The sequence below is a fragment of the Streptomyces spiroverticillatus genome (assembly GCA_014650415.1).
In the GTDB taxonomy this organism is placed as follows: domain Bacteria; phylum Actinomycetota; class Actinomycetes; order Streptomycetales; family Streptomycetaceae; genus Streptomyces; species Streptomyces spiroverticillatus.
Genome location: BMUX01000031.1, coordinates 34,299 through 51,849, shown reverse-complemented (window position 1 = coordinate 51,849; position 17,551 = coordinate 34,299). Strand labels below are relative to the sequence as shown.

The 17,551-nt window shown below is 69.4% G+C and carries 12 protein-coding genes; 6 read left to right on the top strand and 6 right to left on the bottom strand.

The window, feature by feature from the left end; genetic code table 11:
* Positions 1-710: 710 nt before the first annotated feature.
* The 6 genes from IE269_RS40370 to IE269_RS40345 all read right to left on the bottom strand — a co-directional run bounded on the left by IE269_RS40370 (position 711) and on the right by IE269_RS40345 (position 11,259).
* Positions 711-1,400, bottom strand: a complete 690-nt coding sequence (locus IE269_RS40370) for an HNH endonuclease family protein (protein ID WP_189828329.1) — start codon at positions 1,398-1,400, stop codon at positions 711-713.
* A 2,401-nt stretch (positions 1,401-3,801) separates the two neighbouring features.
* A complete protein-coding gene (locus tag IE269_RS40365; RefSeq protein ID WP_189828328.1) occupies positions 3,802-4,755 on the bottom strand; it encodes a type I-G CRISPR-associated protein, Cas3-extension family in 954 nt (317 codons plus the stop codon).
* A 1-nt stretch (position 4,756) separates the two neighbouring features.
* Positions 4,757-7,795 carry a type I-G CRISPR-associated helicase/endonuclease Cas3g gene (cas3g, locus tag IE269_RS40360; protein WP_189828327.1) on the bottom strand — a complete coding sequence of 1,013 codons (3,039 nt, stop codon included), beginning with the start codon at positions 7,793-7,795 and terminating at the stop codon, positions 4,757-4,759.
* Positions 7,792-9,267, bottom strand: a complete 1,476-nt coding sequence (gene csb2 / locus IE269_RS40355) for a type I-G CRISPR-associated protein Csb2 (protein WP_189828326.1) — start codon at positions 9,265-9,267, stop codon at positions 7,792-7,794. Before csb2 ends, cas3g begins: the two co-directional genes overlap by 4 nt.
* Before the next feature lie 4 nt (positions 9,268-9,271).
* A complete protein-coding gene (gene cas7g / locus IE269_RS40350) occupies positions 9,272-10,465 on the bottom strand; it encodes a type I-G CRISPR-associated RAMP protein Csb1/Cas7g (protein WP_189828325.1) in 1,194 nt (397 codons plus the stop codon).
* 518 nt (positions 10,466-10,983) lie between these two features.
* On the bottom strand, positions 10,984-11,259 hold the full coding sequence (locus tag IE269_RS40345) for a hypothetical protein (RefSeq protein ID WP_189828324.1): 276 nt from the start codon (positions 11,257-11,259) through the stop codon (positions 10,984-10,986).
* A 391-nt stretch (positions 11,260-11,650) separates the two neighbouring features.
* On the opposite strand from IE269_RS40345, the gene IE269_RS40340 reads away from it, so the two are divergent.
* From IE269_RS40340 to IE269_RS40315, 6 genes are all read left to right on the top strand, one after another.
* Entirely contained in the window at positions 11,651-11,812 is a 162-nt protein-coding gene (locus IE269_RS40340; RefSeq protein ID WP_189828334.1) for a hypothetical protein, read from the top strand.
* A gap of 47 nt (positions 11,813-11,859) precedes the next feature.
* A complete protein-coding gene (locus IE269_RS40335; protein ID WP_189828323.1) occupies positions 11,860-12,384 on the top strand; it encodes an RNA polymerase sigma factor in 525 nt (174 codons plus the stop codon).
* A complete protein-coding gene (locus IE269_RS40330) occupies positions 12,381-13,268 on the top strand; it encodes a hypothetical protein (protein WP_189828322.1) in 888 nt (295 codons plus the stop codon). The genes IE269_RS40335 and IE269_RS40330 overlap by 4 nt, the downstream gene beginning before the upstream one ends.
* A 627-nt stretch (positions 13,269-13,895) precedes the next feature.
* Positions 13,896-15,455: a DNA primase family protein gene (locus IE269_RS40325; protein WP_189828321.1), complete on the top strand. Its 1,560-nt coding sequence runs from the start codon at positions 13,896-13,898 to the stop codon at positions 15,453-15,455.
* A 166-nt stretch (positions 15,456-15,621) separates the two neighbouring features.
* Positions 15,622-15,996 carry a DUF6009 family protein gene (locus IE269_RS40320; protein WP_189828320.1) on the top strand — a complete coding sequence of 125 codons (375 nt, stop codon included), beginning with the start codon at positions 15,622-15,624 and terminating at the stop codon, positions 15,994-15,996.
* 298 nt (positions 15,997-16,294) lie between these two features.
* Positions 16,295-17,491, top strand: coding sequence for an IS4 family transposase (locus tag IE269_RS40315; RefSeq protein ID WP_189828319.1), 1,197 nt, complete (start codon positions 16,295-16,297; stop codon positions 17,489-17,491).
* The last annotated feature ends 60 nt before the right edge of the window (positions 17,492-17,551 follow it).

Below are 17,551 nucleotides of genomic sequence, written 5' to 3'. Positions count from 1 at the left end.
CTGGCTGCTCAGCTTCAGCACTCGGAGTCCGCTGGGGAGCCGCATGATCCCAATTTGTCTTGTTGGGCATTGCTGCGATGTATTGGCCGCCTTTCATGATCTTCTCCTACAGTATGAGGTGGAGTGCCTACCAACTCGCCTACGGGTATTGCAGGTTGGTGGGACTGCCGACTCGCGTGATGGAGGTGACTGATGGCGTCTCTGGTGGAACGGCTGCGGGCCAGGGCTTCGGTTTCACGCACTCGGGTGGAGGATCTGCGCGGGCAGATCGCCATCCTGGGCCCAACACGGCTACTGACGTTCAAAGCGTGGTGTCGGTGGGCTGAGGAGCTGTGATCCCTGCGGATGCCGGTTGTGGGCCGTTTCTGAGATGTCTCAGGTTGAGTGGGCGCGCGGTTCGACCGGGGTAGGCCACGCCGGGAGCACCCGCACTTGTTGAAGCTGGGGAGCGGGGGCCGGGGGTGCTGCCGGGGCGGAGGGTACGGAGACGCAGCTCGTCGTCGTGACGGCGCACAGCAGGAGCAGCGCCAGGGGCAGCGTTTGGCGGAGGCGGGGGAGCATGTGATCACCGTGTCGTGACGTCGGAGACGTGGGAGCGGGCAGTCGGCTGTTGCGCGGAAGGATGGCTGTTCGGTGCGGGTGTGACGGGTCGTCTGTGCCCGCCGGAGAGGGGTGCAGGCGGGTGCAGACGGCCTTCGTGTTGCTGGGGGTCAGCGGGCGAGGGTGACCTTGAGGGGCGGGTTGGAGCAGGTGACGCCGATCTGGGCGAGGGCGTTGGCTTCGTCCTTGTCGACGGTCAGGCCCCAGCGGAGTTTGGTGGCCACCCAGTCGGTCAGGTATGCGCAGTGCGCGGCCTCGGACGGGGGCATCCAGGTGGTGGGGTCCTTGTCCGCCTTGGCCCGGTTCGTGGCGGCGGACACGGCAATCAGGGAGCGGTCGTCGCTGAGGTCGTTGGCGTACGCCTCCCGCTGTCCGGCTGTCCAGCCGGAGGCACCGGAGTTCCACGCCTCGGCCAGGGGCACCATGTGATCAATGTCGATCTTGCCTGGGTCGCCGACGTACGTGTTGTCGTACAGCGACCACCACTCACCGCCGTACAGCTTGCACTTGGCCCCCTTCTCCGGCGGCACGAACGCCTCGGCCAGGAGGACCTCGGCCCTCGTGTTGCAGCCGTCCTTGTCGCTGTCCACCCAGTGCTTGAACTTCGTGCGCTCATACCCAGCACGCGACTCTGGGGCCACCGGCAGAGCCTTGAGGACGTCCTGCACCGGCATCACCAGCACATCACCCACTGCGCCGTGCGGGTTTCCGGCCGGTCCGGCGGCCTGCGCTCCGGGGGCCAGCAGTACCGCGATTACGACTGTCGACGTGGCCAGGGTTCCCAGTGTGCGTACGCGCATCGCGTCCCTCCCCTCTCATGGAAGATCACAACCTGTCGAGATCTTCGTAGCGGGATCCGGGCCCCAAATGCGCCATGCGGAGGGGGACTTCACCCGCGCGAGGGCAATCATGATGATCGGCCTAACCGCCCCCCGTGACCGTGGCCGCTGTGGGCACACAAATCCCCCGGAGCGGAGAGGCCGGGGGATTCCTGATGGAGGTAGTGCTCGGGCACTGCACTGCTCAACGACACCCCGGTACCCCGGTCACGGCCTGGGCGACCGGAACGCATACGCCCCCTCCACGGTGCAGCTGTGCCGATACTTCTCGGAGGGGATGCGGTCGTGGAGCTGCTTTGCGAACCAACGGGCCTCCTCGGACAGTTCGTCGTCCTCGTCCGCGACGAGCTAAAGCAGCCGCAGCGGGTCCTGCGCCTCAGTGAGACTGAACAGCGGAAGCCGGATGCCGGAGTCCTGGGCAGCGATGCCGGGCACGGGGAGCGAGATCTAGGGGAGTGTCACGTGCCATCCAACGCATACGCCGCGGGCGGGATACGTGTCCATTGCCAGGTGCGCTCGTCTGGCCCTGCGGCTCGACATCAGGGCAGACCAGACGTGCAACCGGCCATGCACCGGTCCATATTGATGCTGCGCCCCGGAGTTGCCAAGGCAGAGCGAGTCGGTCGTCCTTAGCCCGAGCCGTCGCGGTGCCGTAGTGATGCTGCGACCCGCAATCGCAGAGGCAGAACCGCTCGGGCGGGTACTCGCGCATCCAGTCGGGGCCGTAGTGGTGCTGCGACCCGCAGTCGCAGAGGCAGTCCGCATTAGCGCGGTGGAGCAGGTGCAGGACGAAACGCCGTAGTGGGGCTGCGACTCGGCGTCGCAGAGGCAGTGCCGACGACGGCGACCATCCCGTAGACCAGCGGCCAGCCGTGGTGGTGCTGCAACTTGGCGTCGCAGAGGCAGGCGTGGCCCCCGGATCCGAGCGCAAGGGACACGAGGTGCCGACGTGGAGTCGCAGAGGCAGCCCGCTCTGTACCGGACCGGCCGCATCACCAGCCCGCCGTAGTGGTGCTGCGACTCGGCGTCGCAGAGGCAGGGGGAGATCCGGGACAGCACGTCGGACGCGGCGACGCCGTAGTGGTGCTGCGACTCGTGATCGCAGTGGCAGTCCCTGCAGGTGGGCTTTGTGGCCATAGCCACCACGCCGCAGTGGTGCTGCGACCCGCAGTCGCAGCGGTAGCTTCCGGGGGCGGCCAGGGATTGCCCAGAGCGCCGCGCCGTAGTGGTGCTGCGACCCGCACTCGCAAGGCAGTTGGTTTCGTGGACGGTGATGTGGTCGACGGTGCTGCCGTAGTGGTGCTGCGACTCGAAGTCGCAGAGGCAGCGCGAGGGATGCACACGATCGGCTCGGCCCCTTGGTTGCCGCCGTGGTGCTGCGACGCATAGTCGCAGAGGCAGACGGCGGTGCCGCCCGCGGCGTAGTACCAGTGATCGCCATAGTGGTGCTGCGACACGATGTCGCAGAGGCAGACCGCAGCCGGACATGCAGCAGGTGCCCCCATGCGTCGCCGTAGTGGTGCTGCGACCCGTAGTCGCAGAGGCAGGCGGGCCCCGGGTACGCCGGGGTGTGTCCCAACTTGCTGCAGTGGCGCTGCAACGTGAAGTCGCAGCGGCAGCACCGCGCCACCATGAGTGGGATGTACTGCGGAGGGCCGAAGTGGTGCTGCGGCCCTCCGCAGTCGCACAGGCGAGGCTCGCATGGCAGTGATCCTCCTCCCGGTGGTCGTGCCGTAGTGGTGCTGCGATCCGAAGTCGCAGAGGCAGACTCGCGGTCGCCATGGTTGCCGGTATCAAGGAGCCGCCGTAGTGGCGCTGCGACCCAGAGCCGCAGCGGGAGGGCCGAGTTGCCGTCCCCATTGGTCGTAAAGGCCATGCCGTAGTGGTGCTGCGACCCGGAGTCGCAGAGGCAGAACTCGTTGGGCAGTCCGGCCTGATGGGCGTCCTCGCGTGTAGTGATACTGCCTGGAGCGGCAGTAGGCGTGTGCGGCACGTGGTCACTGTTGAGTTGTAAGGGTGGTGATGGTGCTGCGAGATCAGGTCGGGGAGTCACCTACCGGAGCCACCGTCGCACCGGAAGACTCTTCGAGACCGTAGTTGGGCAGCGAGCTGAAGTCGTAGAGGCAGCGCCGACCAGTGGCGCGTTGGTGCGGGCGGACTCGAAGCCGTAGTGGTGCTGCGACCTGCAGTCGCAGAGGTAGCGCTGGAGGTGATCCGGCAGGCCGGACCGCAGGGCATGCCGTAGTGGTGCTGCAACCCGCAGTCGCAGAGGCAGGGCGGTATCGCCCCCATGATCGGCCATGGCACGAAGCCGTAGTAGTGCTGCGACCCGTAGTCGCAGAGGCAGCCCGATAGCGGTGGTTCACAGGGGGTGGCGTCGTCCGGGCTGGAGAGGGCCGTCGCCTTTGGGGAGGCGGGTGCGGGGTGCGGTGTAGAGCGCGGTGATTCCTAGGTTGCGGAGTCTCTTGGGGTCCGGGCGGGAGGCATACAGGAGGGGGTGTTCGAGGAGTGTGGTGAGGGAGGTGGTGGTGAGCGGGGGGTGCCAGGTGGGCCAGGTGAATGCCTTCTTCGGGGTGTTCCAGCTGGTGGCGTGGGGGTCGTTGGTGTTGCCGATGAGGCGGAAGGCGAGGAAGCCGTGGAGGGCGAGCCAGGTGGCTCCGGGGACGCCTTGTTGGGTGGGTTTGCTGTGGCTGACCATGTGGGCGTCGCCGGTGGAGTGGTGGTCGAGGTTGGCGCCAGCGTATTCCTCAACGCGCTGCCAGCGGGTGAGCGCGGCCGGAAGCTGGGCCGGGTCGTCTTTGCAGAATTGTGCGGCTGTGGCCCAGTTGTTGGGGAGGGTCATTCTGCTGGTGTGGCCGAAGTAGGGGGTGGTGCGGGTGAAAGGTGCACCCGTGTCACTGGCTTTTGTCGCGAGGGTGTTGACCAGGGCGCTGAACCAGTGGGCGCGGTTGTCGTTGTGGTCGCGTTCGGCCTGTGCGTAGGTGCGGAGCTTGTGGAGGGCTTCGTCGATGGGCATCTTGAGCGGCTCGTTCGGGCCGCCTGGGGTGCGGGGCTGGTTAAGGATGCCGGGGGCGACGGCGAGGGGGTCGTCGGCGGGGTTTTTGGGGAGTTGGGTGGCGAGGAGTTCGGCGAGGGTGGTGTGGGTGTAGGGGATGTGGGTGTGCAGGAGGGCGGGGGCGTCGGGGCCGGACCAGGACAGTCGTGGGGGCTGGTCGAGGAGGTGGGTGGTGAGGTGGAGGGTGCCGAGGGCGGCGAGGAACCCGAGGGGGGAGCTGCCGTAGAGGGCGGGCAGTTCGAGGGTGTAGGTGTGGGGCATCTCAGGTGCCTTCTTCGGAGCAGGCCATGTCGGCGAGGCGCAGGACTGTTTCGAGCAGCGCCAAACCCCAGGGACCGTAGGTGTGATTGAGGGCCTTGAAGCGGTCGGGGCCGTTCCAGTCGATGCCCATGTGGGCGCTGTTGACGGTGATCTGCTGCTGGTCGGGCATCGTGCAGCGGACGTCCTGCGGTTGCGGGTCGGGCACCGGGGGCAGCAGCGCGCGGGCGTGACCGTGGTGGGCGCCGACGAGGTGGACCAAGAGGTCTTTGTCGGTGCCGCAGGGGTGGTCTGGATCGGTGGCAAGCCAGGCGGTGACGGCGAGAGCGCTGAGGGCTTCGTGGCGCATCTCGGTATTCCACTGGGCCAGGTGGGCGGCCCGGCGGCGAGCGGTGTGGTCGGCGGGGTCCATGCCGGACTTGGCCAGGGGTTCGTCCAGCGAGTCGGCCAGGAGGCGGTCTCCGGCACACAGCATGCACTGGAAGCGGGGGTGGGATTTCCCGCAGTCGTGGGCGTGGCCGGCGGTGCGGAGGGTGTCGATGAGGTCGGCGGGCAGGTTCAGGGCGGTGGCGAGTGCGGCGGACCGCTCGGCGACGGCGCGGCTGTGCTGGGACAGAGGAACGGGCCGGGTCAGAGAGCTGGCGTCGGCGCTCTCGTCGCCGACGCCCGCACTGTGTTCCGCCTGTCCGGGCGCGGGGTGCGGGGGGACGAGCACGAGACGGTGGGGGGTGTCGGGATCGAGGACGACGTGTCCGCGGGTGGTGGTGCGGCCGGTGGGGGAGAGCGACCAGTCCTGGACTGCCCGCAGTTCGGCGAGGCGCAGGCGGGCAAGGTCGGTGTACGGGCCGCCGGGACGGGTGTTGAGGTGCTCCAGGAGGGTGTCCAAGAGGGCGCCCAGGAGGAGGGCCGGGTGCTCCTCTCCGGCCGTCAGTTGCTTCGCGGTCGTAGTGATCGCGGTGTCCAGGGCCGTACGCAGGCTGGTGTCGCCGGCGGCGAGGACGGTGAGCACCGCCGGGTCGAGGCGGGTCGCGGCCGCACCAGCGGGCGTGGCCGCGGGTGTGGTGCGGGTGGGCGGGAAGTCGCCGAGATCGGTGACGGGCGCGCCGTGGGTGCCGGTCCATCCGTAGGGGTCGTGTCCGCCCAAGGAGCTGGGCAGGACCACGGTGCTGCCGGGCCGGATGGCGTGGGGTGCGGTGACCTCCAGCCACCGGTCCTCGGCGTCGTCCCAGCACATGACCGGCATCATCACCGGCGGGCGTTTGTGCTTGGTGGGGGCCGGTTCGCTGTGCGGCGTGCCTTCCATGTCGCTGGTGTCGTCGCCGTCGCCGGGTTCCTGAGTCAAAAGGCGGCGCAGCTGGGCGGCGGGCAGGGCGAGGGTTTCGCCCGGGTGCGGGGGCAGTTGCTGCATGCGCAACGCGCATTGTTCGACGTCGGGGGAGCCGTCGGTGTAGGGCAGGTCGGCCCGCCACAGCACCTGGACGTCCTCGGGTGAGGTGTCGAGGCCGTGCAAGAAGGGGGCGACGTCCTGGTCGGGGACCGGGGCGGGGCCGGTGCGCGTCCAGGCGTCCAGGACGGTGCGGTGCAGGACCGGCGTCCGCGGGGGCGGGGTGTTGAGCAGTGTGGTGTCGATCCCCTCCAGGAGGACGGGCAGGGTGAGCGGGTTGACCAGTAGCCCCCGGGGCAGTTGGTCGGTCAGCCGGCCCGGGTCTACCTCGTGCAGGTTCACGGCGGGGGTGTGCGTGGTGAGCCAGTCCCAGGTGCGGGTGGCAACGTCGCCGTAGACGGGGATCGGTGCACGGCCCGTACCGTCGGTGGCGCGCAGGACAATCGCGGGGGCGAGTGTCTGCTCGCCGGTGCGGTCCAGGCGGCCAAGGCGTTGGACGAGTGCGGCGTGGGAGGCGTTTTCCGTGATCAGGGCGGCGAAGGAAACGTCGAGGCCAACCTCGATGGTCTGGGTGGCCACCACGATCAGCGGCTTGCCCCGGCCCGGCTTCACCCCGGCGAGGAGGTCCTTCAGCGCCTTCTCGGCGAGCAGGAGCTCGCGGTCCAGGGCACGGGAGCGTCCGACGAGCAGCACCACCTCCAGGTCCTCTCGCTGGGACAGCAGGTGGTGGGTGGCGCGGGCGGTACGGATCGTGTTCGCGACGATGGCGGCCACCGGCCGCTGGAGCAGCGGCATCAGGACATCGAGGGCCAGGACCGCGCCGGTGGCGAACGCGGTGGCCGGATCCTTCTGCGTGCCCACCGCGTCCAGGCAGGTGATGCGGCGCGGTGCGTTCAGCCGCTTGCCTGCGACGTCGTGGCGTCGGTCCTCGTCGGAGATCTGGTGCCGGGGGCGGGAGGGGTCTGTGGCGGCGGTGGCGGAGAGGCTGACGACCTGCACCGCCCGGCCGGCGAAGCCCGGGTGGGCGGCGGTGTGCTGGTAGGCGGCGCAGTCGGCGGCGGTGACCAGCAGCGGCAGCGCGATGTGCGCTTCGTCCACGGCCACCAGGGCATCCATGCCGCACAACGCGGCATCGATCGGCCGCATCCTCGGGCTCGTGTGGTAGCCGCGGAAGAGCAGACGGCTGCCGTACTGGTCGACGGTGGAGGTGACGACGGCAGGCTGCGCGGGCGAGGAGAGCCAGCGCGACGCCCAGTCGACGCCCCCGCGCATCCGCACCACAGCCAACTCCTGCCCCTGCCCGCCGAGTTCAGCAAGGGCCCGCCCGACCCTGCGAGCGACGCTCCCTTCGGGCGCACTGGAGAGAACCGCGCTCAAGCGTGCGGCGTGGTCGTATGCCTGATCGACGACCAGGCGACGATCCACGACGAAGAACAGCCGCAGCGGCACCGTCCGGTCGTGGCTGTTGGTGTGCTGCCAGGCCAGCAGGAACGCCCATACGTCGATCACGGTGGTCTTGCCTAGCCCGGTCGGGATGTCCAGGTCCAGCCACCGCCCCTCGGCGAGCACGTTCGAAAGGTAGTCACGCTGCCAGGGAAAAGGCCAGTGACCGTGCACCTCGTGCACGAACGCGGGGAAGTCCTTCAGGGCGAGCGTCATGCGCCGTACCCCCCGTCCTGGGTATTGGTGGGCAGGCACAGGCCCAGCCCGTAGTTGCGTTTGCTGCCCACGATCACCGGGCCGGCCACCGCTTCGGCGAAGTGCAGCCGCACATGCCGGGCGGGCAGCGGCGGGTCGTCCTCGTAACGCCTCACCGCGCCCGGCGACAGGGATGGGGCGCCCGGCACGAAGGCACCTGTGCGCAGCACCTCGATGTCCCGCGGCTCGGGCAGTCCCGCCATGCGGCAACTGACGGCCACCGACTCCTCGATCTCACGCCCGTTGCGCTTGGGGAAGTGGTCCAGCACCATCGGCAGCGCGGTGGCCCACTGCCTGGACGGGCGGGTCCACCGCTGCGGCCGCACCGCGGCCACCGTGTCGGTGGGCGTGGCCCCCTCACCGACATACACCAGGTCCAACGGCCAATCCAGGGCGGGCACCTGGAGTGTGCTCAGACCACCGTCCGTGCGCAGCAGAGAGGCCAGCACCGCCCGCCGCACTACCGGATCCAGATCACGGGGCAGGGCCACGCCCACCCCGCGCAGGCGGCCGTCGGCATACCGGCGCCCGACGAAGGGCAGCCCGAGGAACGCGCACACACCCCGCTCATCACCGCGCTCCTTGTGCCCGTGCATGGCGACCATCGCCTCCACGTCATGCCCCGCCGCGGCCAGCAGATCACACACCCGGCCACGCAACGCCCCCGTCACCTTCATCGTCAGGTGCGCATCCAACGACACCCCGGGCGCGAACGCGAACGTCACCAGATCCGCGAACCGCCCCTCCACCACCCCCGGCTCCTGCACGGCCTGCGCCCCGCGCAGCACATACGGGTGCGGGCGCGCCTGCTGGAACGCGTACTGCCCCTCCGCATGGGCCCACCGCAGCCGCTCCAGCAGCCCCGGATACGGGGCCCTCAACGACTGAACGCCCGCGACCACGTCCGCACCGGCAGGCTCCCAGACCTGCCACGGCCCACCCTCCTCACCGCCCTCCCCGGCCGACTCCACACTGGTGTGCAGCAGGGCCTGACCGGTGGCACGCCCCAGGTAGGGCACGGCGCGGGCGAGCGACTCCAGCACCGCCGCCACCCCGGCCGGCGGCACCGTGGGCCACTCGAAGACCATCACCGGCCGGGCCAGCGCACGCTCACGCCACACCCGCGTCTGCCCGCCCGCCGTACGCCCCGGCAGCAAGGTGTGGCTCGGCTGCGCGGCCACACCGTTCGTCGGCACCCACGCACAGCGCGGAACCTGCCCCTCGGCGGACTGTGCGGGCACCCGCACCACAGGGGCGGGCTGCTGCTCCAGCCACTGAAGTGCCGCATCGTGCAGGGGATCGTCCGGGTCGGCCACCGACACCAGGGCGCAGAACACCCGGTAGGGGTGCGGCGGCCACTCCGCCCGGCTGCGATCCAGCGTCGACGCCTCATAGAAGGACTCCAGCAGGCGGACCGTCGTACGGAACGGCATGACCTCACTCGCTCTCTGCGGTGCCGGCCCCGCGGAACTCGAACGACCGGTCGATGGCCTTCTGCAGACTCGCGTTCGGCTTCACCACCATCGGCTCCTCGGCCCACTCCACCCCCGCGGCCTGCGCCTGCTTGCGCGCGTACGCGAACAGGGCGAGCGCCTGTTCTGGCGTGCTCAGCTCCAGCACGTCCTGCTTCGCGGATCCCGAGGTGCCGCGCTTAACCCAGTGCACCTGCTCCGAGACCAGCACCAGGTCGCACCCCGAGCGCAGCCGCAGCGCCGACCGCGCGAACGCCAGCCGGTCGCCGAGCAGCGCGATGGACGCCAGCAGCACACGTGCTGCCGTGGTGTAGGAGGCGTCCGCCCCGCCGAAGTGCAGGTTCGCGAACTGGGCCACCGAGACCGTCGCCTTCCGGTGGATCGACCGTACCGACACCCCGCCCAGGCCCTCGGTCGGCGGGATCATGCCGTGCCCGAGCGCGGACATCTTCGCCGTCGCCACTCCCTTCGGCGCCTTTGCCCCCTCGATCGGCGCCCATCCGCCGTCCGTGACCAGCACGGTGTCGCCGGGCAGGTTCAGAGCGTCGAACCGGCCCGCAGCACGGACCCCTGCCAGCGGAGCCACCCCGTACATGCGGGAGATGTACGCTTTGGCGATCTTTGTTTGGATCCTGCGCTTACGGTGCGAGTCCCATGCCCCGTAGACCAAATCGGTGGGCGCCTGCCGCAGATAGGCGCTGAGATCGGCCTCGTTGGCCTGCCGCAGTGCCAGCCCCGTCGGTGTGTCGTCGAACTTCGTGCCTGTCTCGTCCTCGGAGTCCCGGAAGTAGGCGTCACGCGAGCGGTGCGGGGCGTCCATGTTCGTCATCCGCACCGCCACCCCGTGCGACTCGGTGGTCATCAGCAGGTGCGGCAGGTACGCCATGCCGTCGCGCAGCGCTTGCCCCAGGGCGTGTTCACACCGGTTGGCCTGAGACTGAGGCTGGTCCAGGCAAACCGCCTGCACCCCTACGCCGTCTTCGTATCGCGGGCCCACCAGGTATCTGGGGGCATCGCTCGCCGTCAGCTTCACCGTCGGCGGGAAGACCGTGTCTCCCGGCCCGCCGAGCGGCTCGTACTCCGCGGTGACCCCGATCCCCCCGTCCTCGGACCGAAGGCTCACGGCCTCCACCAACCGGTCCCAAATCTCTTCTGACATGGCAGGTCCTTCCACGGGCACATGGGCGATGGGCACCCTCCCCTGGCTGAATCGGCAGGTCAGAGCGGTGCGATGGCGTCATGGAAGCAGCACCAAACGGTGACCACAACGACCGGATTTCACCTGAAAATCCCGGACTGTCAGTGGTGCTCGCTAAGGTGTCCCACCTTGCCGAAGCAGACCGGGGCCCGAGGAGACCGCCTAACGGCTGCGAGGCGCACAAAGGGAGGCCCATCAGCTCGCAACGCGCCCTCAAACAGGGGGTGTTGCCAACGCCAGTTCTCTCGCGAGCCGCCAGTCGATGCGCAACCCACGAACTGGCCTGGCGGCGGGGCTGATCGTGACTTTGCTAGCCCAGGCGAGTGGTGCCGAATCCGCGAGCGGCGAACAGACTGCCAGCAGACAGCAAAACCGACCGCGTGTCGAACGAAGCCCTTGGACGTTCGGGCCGTTCAAGAAGCACCCTGGGGAGGACACACCAGTGCACGGGCGACATCTCGGGTCCTTCTACCTGCGCGTCACTTCGTGTCGGCGTTCCGTGACATCTCCTTGCCGTCGGCAGGGGAGCAGCGGGTGAGGTCGACACCGGCCGAGCGGGCTTCCTTCAGCCGGGTCGACACCAACCCTGCGGAAACTGGCAGCTCGCGCGCGATCTCGTACCCCTTCAGACCCTGACGGTGCCGCTCGACGATCTGATCGCGTCGCTCCCGGACGGGGGAGCCTTGAGCCAGCTTCCTGCTCAGCCAAGGAGGCGAGCCGCCCCAGGCCGCCTTCGACGCCGCGCCCGGCCTCACCGGGGCACCGCGCCGCTCCTACACGCCGACAGCCGTTGCGGCACAGTGTTCGGCAGGCAGGACCATGCGGCAAACACCCCAACAGGCTCACATGTGACGGGCGTCACGTGTTGGGGTTCTGGTCGTCAACATCCTTAGCCTGACGGCTAGTTGCGGCGTCACGGGTACATGTTGCCCCTGCTCAGGGTGCCTGTCGCGCGCTGCCCGGCCACTCGGTACGGCCGACGACCATCGGCTGGTGTGCCGGGAGCCGTGGAAAATTCCGGTGCTGCTGCTTGCACATTCGCCGCGCGGGAGGGGTCTTGTGTGGCGGAGGCGCACTACGGCGCATCCCGGAATCGTCTGAGGGGGCGCGGTTCCGCCCGGCGCACGCAGAGGAGTCTGCACGCTCGTGACGATGGAGCACGTGGAAGAAGTGGTCATGGTGGGGCTCGCAGTGCGGGTGTTCGGCCGTGACGTGATCGTGTGGGCCCGCCGGATAGCCGCCGCGGGTGTACGTGCAGGCATGAGTGAGATGCGCCGCTGTGAGCAGGAGCGGGGGCGCCGGCTGTGACCCGAGAGCAGAGCCCGAGCCCCCGCCCGCCCAGAGTCAGGCCGTCGATGACCGAGCTCCCGGTGGACTTCAGCGCCTTCCACCAACTGAACCGGGCGACCTACATCCGCTACGCGGAGACCATCCTGAACAACCGCGCCGACGCCGAGGAAGCCGTCGACACCTGCTTCGAGAAGCTGCTGCGCTGCTGGGAGGCGGTGCTCTCCAAGGAGAACCCGGCCGGGTACGCCTGGAGGGTGCTGCGCAACTGCACCCTGGACGCCTGCACGGCCCGCGCCCGCCGCCCCGTGCCCTTCGACACCGCCGCCTTCCACACCGAGGCCCTCCTGAGCGCCGTCGACCCGGTCGGCCAGCTGGAGGAGAGCCTGAACCTTTTCCACCACATCCGCATGCTGCCGCCGCGGCAGATGGACGTGATCCTCCTGCTCCACGCCCACGGCATGACCACCCACAAGGTCGCCGAGCACCTCGGGATCACGGCCGCGAGCGTGCGCTCCAACGCCCGGCACGCCGTGCGCCGCCTGCGCGAGCTGCTGCACCTGGACAACGACACCGAAGGGACTGCCGGATGACCCCCCGCATCGAGGAGCTCCTGACCCGGGCCCGCCTCACCACCACGCCCTACCCGCAGAGCGACATCGACGCCGCCGAGGCCCGGCTCGCCGCCCGGCTGCGCACCGCCGCCCGCCAGGACGGCCTTGCCCAGCTGGACGGGCCGGCCGGATGCGCGCAGCCGTACGAACGCCCGGAGGGCGAGGCGGCACGCGATCTGCGGATCCTGTGCGAAGCCGTCGCCGGGCACACCGGCGCACTGGACGAACTGGAACTGGACACAGAGCGCGAGGAGTTCGCCACCGGAGTGATGCCCGCCCCGGCCGGGGCCCGCGTCCTGGGCTGCCTGCTGCATCTGGCCAAGGAGACCGAAGCCGCACAGTTCTGGTGGCAGTTCGCCGCCGGCGCCGAGGACCTCGCCGCCGCCTACTGCCTTTTCCTGCACCACCTGGCCCTCGGCGAGGACACCGCGGCCGAGTTCTGGCTGGCCCAGGCCGCCACCCCCGACCCCGAAGAAGGAACGGTCGCCGCCGCCCTGCGGATCCTGCGCCTGCTCAAGCAGGACCACCTCACGATCCCCGACCCCGTGACCGCCGTCCTGGCCTACATGCCCGTCGCGCTCGCCTACGTCGACGACGACCTCGACCTGCCGCTCCCCGAGCCGGGGTTCAACGACCGCATCCGTCTCATCGCCGCCACCCGGACCCTCTCCCACGGCCTCGATGCGCACCAGCGCCACCAGGCCCTCGCCCGGCGCACCTTCCCCCGCCCCGAGCTCACCGAGCCCGACCACGTCCACCTGGAGCCCAAGTATCCCCGGCCGGACGACGACGTTCCCCTGCCCGCCCCCGACCTCATCCACTTCAACGCCCTGCGCAGCGCCCTCCTGGGCACCCAGAGTTAAGGACTCCTGCCGTCCCCTTGCACCACCGTCAGTCCCGTGCCGGGGCCGGTACGGCAGAAAGGCGCCGCTGCTCCCGGCGGGGCTGACGGGCACGAATCCGGGCGCGAGACGGACGAGGCGCTGCTGCGTCCGCACCCCGAGGCCGTACCGGTCGTCCTGGAGCCCCCGACCGGCATACATCAGACGGTCGGGGAACCAGAGACCGACCACAGGCCAGGTCACACGCCTATGCCTGAAGTCCCGCCCCTCCAGCCCCTTCCTGCCCGCCCGGCAGGGGCTGGAGGGGCTGAGGGTCCGCCATAACAGCTAACGCGGCCCGCTTTGCAGGCCCGGTGCCGCAGCGTCACCCCCCGGCTGCGTTAGGCTCGCTTCGTCAAACCGCGAACTTCAGCCCCTCCAGCCCCTATCTGACGTGTCCACCCCTGCTGAACTGCACTTCTTCCCGTCATCGGTGCGCCACTTCCGCACCCCGAGCAAGGACCTCCGTGTGACCATGCGCCCAGAGCCTCATCCCGAGGCGGCGGGAACCCTCCCGGCGGTCACAACGACACGGAATGCGCACAGGGTCTGGCCGGTTCCTCCCCTCCCGCTGCTGCACCTTGCGCCCGCCGCCCCCGAAGGACGCTCATGAGCCACAGTGACCACGACGGTGCAGCCTTCGACGCACAACACGTCGCTCAGCAGATGCTCCAGCTGGACGTGCGGGACACCGGGACTGCGGACCGCGTGCTGCCCGCGCAGAAGGCCACCCCCGAGCCCGGCAGTACCCCGGCGGGCGCTGCCGCAGCGCCGACAGGACGCCTGCCCGAGGACCTCACCGACCGGGCCAACGCAGAGCTGTTCGCGGCCATGTACGGAGGGCGGTTCCGCTACGTCGCCGGCAACGGCTGGTACGTGTGGGAGTCAGGGCGGTGGAAGCTGCGCGGCGGCGAGGGCGAGGCGATTTGGGCGGCAGGCGACATGGCCAGCCAGATGCCCCGCTTCGATCCCCACGGCCGCTTCTCCGTCCAGGAGGTCATCAAACACCGCCGCTACTCGTCGTCGACGAGTGGGGTGAAGGCCATGCTGCTGCAGGCCAAGGCGTCCCCGGCACTGTCGCTGGACGCCGAGGAACTCGACGGCAACCCCTACACCCTGTGCACGCCGTCGGGCGTGGTCGACCTGAAGACCGGGGTGCTGCGGGCGGCCGACCCGCTGCACGACTTCAACTCCCGCTGCACCCGGGTCTCGCCCGTCGTGATGCCCACGCCGCGGTTTTTCGCGTTCCTCACGGACATCTTCGGCGACGACGCGGACGGCAAGGAGATGATCGAGTACCTGCATCTGCTGCTCGGCTACTCGATCACCGGGGACGTGGGCGCCCAGGTACTGCCGTTCTGCCACGGCGAGGGGGCGAACGGCAAGTCCGTCCTGCTCGACACCACCGTGCAGATCCTCGGCGACTACGCGCACTCCGCGCCCCCGGGCTTCCTGATGGACCGCGGCGCCTACACCGAGCACTCGACCGAGCTGACCGAGCTCTACGGGCGCCGCCTGGTGGTGTGCAGCGAGCTTAAGCCGAACGACAAGTTCAACGAGGTCCGCATGAAGCTCCTCACCGGCGGCGACATGGTGACCGCCCGCAGGATGCGCCAGGACTTCTTCACCTTCACGCCCACCCACCACCTGTGGCTGCTGGGCAACCATCACCCCGAAGTCGCCACCGGCGGACACGCCTTCTGGCGGCGCCTGCGCCTGATCCCCTTCGAGCGGAAGATCGCCGACCACAAGAAGATCGACAACCTGGCCCGCATCCTCGTCGAGGAAGAAGGCCCGGGCATTCTCGCGTGGCTCATCGAGGGAGCCCGCCGCTTCCTCGCGACCCGGGACCCCAGCAGGGAACGCGACAATCTCGCGGGCCCGGCCCGTGTCCGTACCGCCACAGCCTCCTACGCCGCAACCGAGGACCACATCGGCCGCTTCCTCAGCGACCTCTGCCGACGCCACGAGAAAATGCAGGTGCGCCAGACCCTGCTGTACACGGTCTACTCCCGGTGGTGCCAGGAAGAGGGCACACGCCCCGCCGGTTCCCGGTCCTTCGCCACCCGGGTGCGCAGCGAGCTCGGCCTGAAGTCCCCCGACGAGATGATCAAGAGCAATGGCGTCCGCTACTACCCGGGCCTCGGCCTGATCGACGGCGACCAGTAACCATGAACACCACCAGACACCCCGCAGCAGCACCCCAGGGGACCTCCCTCCTGAGCCCCTGCCCAGCTCAGACGGCACCCCTTAAACTCCAGAGAGAAAGCGTGCACGGATACGGAGCGGAGCCGGGGCTTCTGTCCCAGCCACACCAAGAGGAAGAGGTGCGGACATGAGCTCGCTGCTCACCGACGCGGACGTCGCCGGAGAAGCCCGGATCATCTGGCTGGAGGACATCTCCACCCTGGAGTACGTACGCCAGGCCGTTCACGGCACCCCCTACCGGGTGGGCAAGCCGCCCTTCGACGGCCTCGGCCGGCTGGTGGGCTACGCCGAGCTCAGCCCACGGGTCGAACGCGATCCCGAGACGAGCCTCTTCCACCGCCGCGTCTTCTACCTCGTTCCGCACGACCGTGACAGCGCTCCCGACGGCGACTACAAGACCGGCTCCCCCGGAGAGGCCGTCGACCCCCAGACCGTCGACATCTGCCGGGCCGGCGAGAAGACGAAGCGCTCACAGGCACGGGCAATAACGTCCGTCGGTTAGACATGCGGCCAGCCGCCCCTCGATGCCCAGGAACCTTCACAGGGTTCCTGGGCATCGGCTTTTTCGAGCCCGTGGGCTCGGCCGGGTTGCAGCAGCTTCCTGCCTCGTACCAATCCCTCGGGGTTTGGCCGACGGACCGTGCTGCTGGTGTGTACCACCCCTCGCAGGGGCTGGAGTAAGGGGCTGAAAGCCAGCGGGCAGGGCTGCAGGGGCTGAGTCCTGGCTTAGCCCCTGATAGCCAATGCCGTTGACATAGCGCTTGGGTCGCGGTTGAACGGATAGCAGGAGGTTTCCTGTGATGCCTGATCAGCTGGTGGACGGTGTCGAGTTGGGTGACGTTTCGGTGGTCTACTCACCGGATCTTGTCGATCTCGTGGTGGACAAGGCGGGACGCCGAGAACAACGGCGCCGGCTGCTGCCGGCCCGGTTGATGGTCTACTTCCTGCTGGGCAGAGCCCTGTTCTGCCCCGACCCCTACCGGGAGGTGTTACGCCGGATGACTGGGGTCGGGGCTGATCCGGTGGGCGGGTGGCATCTGCCGGACAAGGCAGCGGTGTTCCGAGCCCGCCAGCGCCTGGGCTGCGAGCCGTTGCGCGCTCTACTGGGACAGGTGGGCGGCGGGATCGCGACGGCTGCGACACCGGGGGCGTTCTGGCGCGGGCACCGGCTGATGGCGTTGGACGGCACCACCATGGACGCCGCCGATACCCCTGCCAACCGGGCCGGCCTCAGCGGGCCCAAGCCCAGGCTGCGCGGCCAGGGGCCGGTCGGCTACCCGCAGGCCCGGACGGTCGTGCTGGTCGAGTCCGGCACGCACACCGTTGTCGACGCCGAGGCAGGTCCCTGGTCGACGGGCGAACGGGCCCTGGCAGCACGGCTGGTACGCAGTCTGCGGCCGGACATGCTGGTCCTCGCCGACCGTGGCTTTCCTGGCGTCCAGCTGTGGCAGACCATGGCCGATACCGGTGCCCACCTGCTGTGGCGCGTCTCGGGCCTGTGGAAACTGCCACCCGGGAAGGTCCTCGCGGACGGCTCGTGGATCTCCATGGCCCGTCACGACTGCGGCCCGCACAAGGACCGCACCCAGATCCAGGTGAGAGTGATCGAATATCTGCTGGACGACCCTGGGCGTGACAGGGCAGTGCGCTACCGCCTGATCACTACTCTGCTCAACCCCGCGGAGGCCCCCGCCGCCGAACTGGCCGCCCTCTACAGCGAGCGATGGGAAGTCGAGGGCACCTTGAAAGAGATCAAAACGGTGCAGCTCGGGCCACGCACCGTACTGCCCAGCAAAACCCCTGACCTGGTCTTCCAGGACATCTACGCGCACCTGGCCGTGCACACCGCGATCCGCATCCTGATGCACCGGGCCGCCGTCGACCGCTCCGAGCCGCTGGACCCCGACCGGCTCTCCTTCAGCGCCGCCCTGCGGGCGACCCGACGCAGCGTTCACCCCCACCCGGGGATTTTCCCCCCTGGGCCCCGCCGCCCGTGACCGCCTCACCCTGACGGCCGAAGTACTCGAGGAGATCAACCCACCCCGCCGTCTGCGCAC

Coding starts and splice junctions, on each gene's coding strand:
- IE269_RS40370 (WP_189828329.1), bottom strand. CDS start 1,400: ATGCGCGTACGCACACTGGGAACCCTGGCCACGTCGACAGTCGTAATC.
- IE269_RS40365 (WP_189828328.1), bottom strand. CDS start 4,755: ATGCCCCACACCTACACCCTCGAACTGCCCGCCCTCTACGGCAGCTCC.
- cas3g (WP_189828327.1), bottom strand. CDS start 7,795: ATGACGCTCGCCCTGAAGGACTTCCCCGCGTTCGTGCACGAGGTGCAC.
- csb2 (WP_189828326.1), bottom strand. CDS start 9,267: ATGCCGTTCCGTACGACGGTCCGCCTGCTGGAGTCCTTCTATGAGGCG.
- cas7g (WP_189828325.1), bottom strand. CDS start 10,465: ATGTCAGAAGAGATTTGGGACCGGTTGGTGGAGGCCGTGAGCCTTCGG.
- IE269_RS40335 (WP_189828323.1), top strand. CDS start 11,860: ATGACCGAGCTCCCGGTGGACTTCAGCGCCTTCCACCAACTGAACCGG.
- IE269_RS40330 (WP_189828322.1), top strand. CDS start 12,381: ATGACCCCCCGCATCGAGGAGCTCCTGACCCGGGCCCGCCTCACCACC.
- IE269_RS40325 (WP_189828321.1), top strand. CDS start 13,896: ATGAGCCACAGTGACCACGACGGTGCAGCCTTCGACGCACAACACGTC.
- IE269_RS40320 (WP_189828320.1), top strand. CDS start 15,622: ATGAGCTCGCTGCTCACCGACGCGGACGTCGCCGGAGAAGCCCGGATC.
- IE269_RS40315 (WP_189828319.1), top strand. CDS start 16,295: ATGCCTGATCAGCTGGTGGACGGTGTCGAGTTGGGTGACGTTTCGGTG.